A 4,665-nucleotide genomic window follows, 5' to 3' on the forward strand; every position below is an offset into this window, starting at 1 on the left:
ACAGGCAAACAAAAGCGCAAATAGAGAGAAAAATACACTAAAGACTACTCGTTTTCAAATTATATGCGACCTAAATTCAATCAAATCCATGAACCAAGCAAAATGGGCAGCGTAAAAAAGAAAGAAGATAAATCCCACAAAAAGAAAGAGGATGCGTCAATTTCTTAGTTTTGACACACCCTCTTTGTATTTTCTGCATCATCAAAAATTACTTCTTTATCCTTTTCTGGGAATAACATTTTGTTCCGTCTGGTGAAAGGAAAAAATCGAATGTTTCTGTTACCCTCTTATTTGTTATCGGTTCATCGACGGAATAAGTACAGCGAAAAACAATCGTCAAAATACCGCTTGCATCCCTGTTCTCGTATTTTGCAAGCTCTTTTGGGACACTTTCTCTAAGTGCATTAATCCGTTCATTTGTTTTGTCGATGTTGGACTGATAAGAGTCAATCATTACTTGGGACGGTCTGTTGGCTACTTTCGCTTTTTCTAAGTTTTCAGTAAATAGTCTGACTGTTTTTTCAAGCGAGGTCATCAGCTTATCCCTTTCAATATTGAAACCATCCGTGATTATTTTAATACTATCAGCAACAGTAACATGACGTACTTCCTCCAACTTCTCCACATTGAAATTCATATCTAATTTTGTTCCCTTACTATCGGTTTGCACGAAATCGGCAATCGCTTTTTCATATTTACCCATTGTGTCTCCACAGGAGAACAAAAGGGGAATCAATGATAACAAAATAATTCGTTTCATACTCTTATATTTTTAAGTTCGTTGTTATTCTTTCTTGTCTTTACCCTTATCTTTATCTTTTCCTCCTGGTTTAGTATTATCCATTCGTTTGCGTATTTCTTCTCGCAAACGGTCAAGGAAAGGTGTAGGTTGATTGCGAATACGCATGTCGTAAAAATTACGGGCGATGTTGTTACCCAGGTTTATATTGAATATACTCTCGAAATAGGCAGCAATCTGTATCAAGGGCACTTTCCCTTCATTAAAACAGCCTTCGGTATCAAGTGAATAAATCAGTTCGATAAGATCGGTTTTGCTTCCTGTCCAAGTCAGTTTCACTTTAGGAAATGATGTGTTGCTGGTATTTAGCGTATTGTTGTCCAACGCATCCAGTTCTGAAAGAAGATATGCTTGTAACATATCATTTGCCATAATCTTAGCAACCTTAAAATCTGCATTGGTTGAAAATTGCGGATCACGCTCGTAGTAAAACGTTTCGAGATATTGTTCTATGTCAGGTTGACCGCGAACGAAATATGCGGCATCGAGAAATGTTGCACCTGAACGATAATACCGATAGAAGTCCAATATTTTATCATTGAAACTCTGAATCACATCCAGCTTCTTTTTTAGGTATTCCTTTTGTGCCTCCATACTGGCAACTGGGCGGTGCATTTCAATATTATAGACTTTTCTATAGTAGATTAGATGACAGAATATTCGAGGTTTTACCTCTTTGAAAAAGAGTATTTCCTCGTCCTCATCCTGAAACCGGTAAGTTATGATAAATTCCTTTAACCGGTCAAAAGCATTCCCCAAGACGTGAGAAGCATCGAGAGACTTTTTTAGAATATTTTTATCCTCGGCCTCAATCTGTTGGATCTCCTGTCTGATTTCTTTCTGTAGTTTTTCGACAAAACTTATCATAATAATGAATTTAGTTTCTCAATATTTTTATGGGCGGTAATACTTAACAGTTCTAATGCCGCCAGCAATGATAGGACAATAACAACAAGAATATACTTCTTCATATACATATGTTTTTTTGTCTAAAAATGTCTAATTGACTCCTCCTCCGAGAGCTTTATAAAGATTGATAGTTCCTTGAATATACTCAAACCAATCTGATACTTGTGACAAGCGAGATTGCAATAATGAGTTTTGGGCAACTAAAACTTCTAAATAAGTATTGGAGCTATTCTTCATTAATTCTGTACTATTTTCAACCGCATCTTCATTGGCTTTCACTTGTAGTTCCCGAAGTGATAATTTCTCTTTGCTATTTTGGCATTGCGTCAAGGCATCGTTTACTTCTACACCTGCATTAAGCAATGCCTGATGAAAAGAGAGGAGAGATTTCTCGTAATTTATCTTAGCAATATTTAGATTAGCCCGATTCACTCCTTTATTAAATAAAGGTTGTGTAAGAGAGCCTAATACTGACAATAATAGCTTGCCTGGATTTACAATCACTCCGCCCGCACTGTTTGTCCATCCGGCGCTACCACTCAAATTTAAAGAGGGATATAACGCCGCTCTGGCAACATTAACACTATAGAAATTTTGTTTCAGGTTATATTCTGCATTCCTAACATCCGGTCTATTGGAAAGAGCCTCGATAGAAATGCTCTCATTTAAATCAAGTCCAAAGGTTTGTTCTTCCACAAATGAACTTCTTTCGATAGTCTGCGGCGGCTCATTTATTAAGAGAACAAGGCTGTTTTCTGTGTTGCGAATCTGTTTTTCCAAATTCTTTTTGGACACCTGAATCTCATAATAGTTTGCGGTTGCCTGATTTACTGCCGTTTCCGTTTGCATTCCCGCTTCTTTGAGAGCAATGATTACATCCAGATTTGTTCTCAGGTTTTCGACACAATCATTTGTTATTTTCAGCTGCTCGTCCAACATAATAAGTGTATAGTAACCATTGGCAACAGAAGCGACAAGTTGGGTTTGTACCATCAATGCGTATTCCTGACTTTGCTCTACTGCTGCTTGTGATTGGTGTTTACTATTACGCAGTTTGCCAAAAATATCAAGTTCCCATTGTGTTGTAAGTGGGAGATTGTAAGTATAAGATGCTTTTGAATTATCAAAGCTGCTTACACCACCCGTAGGTTCAATCGTCAATGACGGCAAAAACGCCATTTTAGAGGTTTTAAGTACCTCTTCTGCCTGCTCAATATTCAACCGTGCTATTTCAAGATTTATATTTGAATTTATGGCTTTTTGAATGAGAGACTGTAGTTGATCGTCAAGAAACATCGCTTGCCATGCAGGAGCATTTTTAACCGAATCTGTTAAAGTGACAATATCCCCATATAAGTTTCCGAGTTCAACATCCGGACTTTTAAATGATTTATAAGTAGAGCAACCACACAAAGCATATAATAGGGTTGATATGAATATTATTTTTTTCATATGTTTTCTTTTTTCTTTTTTGAATATTCCTCGACTAATTCCATCTCTTTTATGATTAAAGGATCCGTCGGAGCAACAAACTCAACAGGTTTAAATTTTTCTTGCAGTGTTTGGAAGATTATGAAGAGTGCAGGAACGAGAAACAACAGTGCCAATGTCCCAATCAACATCCCTCCAAGGGTTCCTGTACCGATAGTCCGGCTACCGTTTGCTCCAACACCCGAAGCAAACATCAAGGGCAACATCCCGAAAATCATTGTCAGCGAAGTCATCATAATAGGACGCAGACGAACCTTTGCTGCAAAGAAGGCGGATTGCTTTAATGACATTCCGCTTTGACGGCATTGCGTTGCAAATTCGGTCAGCAGGATGGCGGTTTTAGCCAGCAAACCGATCAACATAATTAATCCAACCTGCAAATAGATATTATTTTCCAATCCCATCATCTTGGCAAACAGAAAACTACCTAATAATCCGAATGGAACAGACAAATATCACGGCTAATGGGATGAATAAACTTTCGTAAAGCCCGACCATGACCAGATAGACGAAAATGATACATATTACAAAAATTACGACTGTATTATTACCGCCTTTCGCTTCTTCACGAGTAATACCACTGAAATCCACATCATAGCCCTGTGGTAATTCCGTTTTTGCCACCTCTTTAATGGCTTTGATAGCATCTCCGGTACTATATCCGGGTGCATAGTTGCCATTCACAGAGATACCTCCGTACATATTAAACCGGTTTTGCACCAACGGCCCATATACTTTGGTTAAGGTCACAAACTGGCTTACAGGAGCCATCTCGTCACCAATTCTTACAAAAATATTATTCAACGACTTCTCATCTCTCCGGCTTTCAGGAACGGCTTGTATCATTACACGATAAACTTTTGAAAATTTATTGAAGTTTGACACATAAGCGCCACCGTAATAAGCTCCGAGTTCGGAGAGTACCGTTGCGGGTGATATCCCCATTTTTTTACATTTTGCAGCATCAACATCTACTACATATTGCGGATAGTTTATATTAAATGCAGAGTAAGCACTTGAAATCTCTGGGCGTTCACGCAACTTGGCCAGGAAGTTTTGTGTAACATTGAAAAATGTTTCTATATCGCCACCTTTTTTATCTTGCGTATAAAACTCAAATCCTCCTCCGGTTCCATATCCGGGAATCATCCCCGGTGCCATAGCATATACAGTTGCAGTGGAAACATCAGCCGTTCGTTGGTATATAAGGTCAATGACAGAATTAACAGAGTTTTTACTGCCGGGTCTTTCATCCCATTTTTTTAGTTGAATAATGAATGACCCCATATTCACACCTATTCCTGAAATCATTCCATAACCCGATACTTTTGATATAGTTTCAATTTGTGGTAAATCGGATATTCGATTTAACAATAGTTCGTTATAAAAACAGCTTTTTTAAGCGGCAATAGTCCCATATTGTTTTAGTTCATTAATTATCCGCTTATTTTTTTTAGAGTTTGGGT

Annotated in this window: 3 protein-coding genes and 1 pseudogene; all 4 read right to left on the minus strand. The window is 37.9% G+C overall.

What is annotated here, in order from left to right:
* Positions 1 to 208: 208 nt before the first annotated feature.
* A complete protein-coding gene (locus tag D0T84_RS21325; protein ID WP_163309951.1) occupies positions 209 to 760 on the minus strand; it encodes a hypothetical protein in 552 nt (183 codons plus the stop codon).
* A 24-nt stretch (positions 761 to 784) separates the two neighbouring features.
* A complete protein-coding gene (locus tag D0T84_RS21330; protein ID WP_163309952.1) occupies positions 785 to 1,666 on the minus strand; it encodes an RteC domain-containing protein in 882 nt (293 codons plus the stop codon).
* A gap of 132 nt (positions 1,667 to 1,798) precedes the next feature.
* The gene (locus tag D0T84_RS21335; protein WP_163309953.1) at positions 1,799 to 3,160 is read right to left on the minus strand and encodes a TolC family protein; all 1,362 of its coding nucleotides are present in this window, start codon (positions 3,158 to 3,160) and stop codon (positions 1,799 to 1,801) included.
* Positions 3,157 to 4,564 (minus strand): annotated as a pseudogene (locus tag D0T84_RS21340) (efflux RND transporter permease subunit); the annotation flags it as partial. The pseudogene D0T84_RS21340 and the gene D0T84_RS21335, both read right to left, overlap by 4 nt.
* Positions 4,565 to 4,665: the final 101 nt, after the last annotated feature.

The sequence above is a fragment of the Dysgonomonas sp. 521 genome, assembly GCF_010501055.1.
GTDB lineage: Bacteria > Bacteroidota > Bacteroidia > Bacteroidales > Dysgonomonadaceae > Dysgonomonas.

What these genes read in the sequence shown, in the direction of transcription:
- D0T84_RS21325 (WP_163309951.1), bottom strand. Translation starts at nt 760, where the DNA reads ATGAAACGAATTATTTTGTTATCATTGATTCCCCTTTTGTTCTCCTGT.
- D0T84_RS21330 (WP_163309952.1), bottom strand. Translation starts at nt 1,666, where the DNA reads ATGATAAGTTTTGTCGAAAAACTACAGAAAGAAATCAGACAGGAGATC.
- D0T84_RS21335 (WP_163309953.1), bottom strand. Translation starts at nt 3,160, where the DNA reads ATGAAAAAAATAATATTCATATCAACCCTATTATATGCTTTGTGTGGT.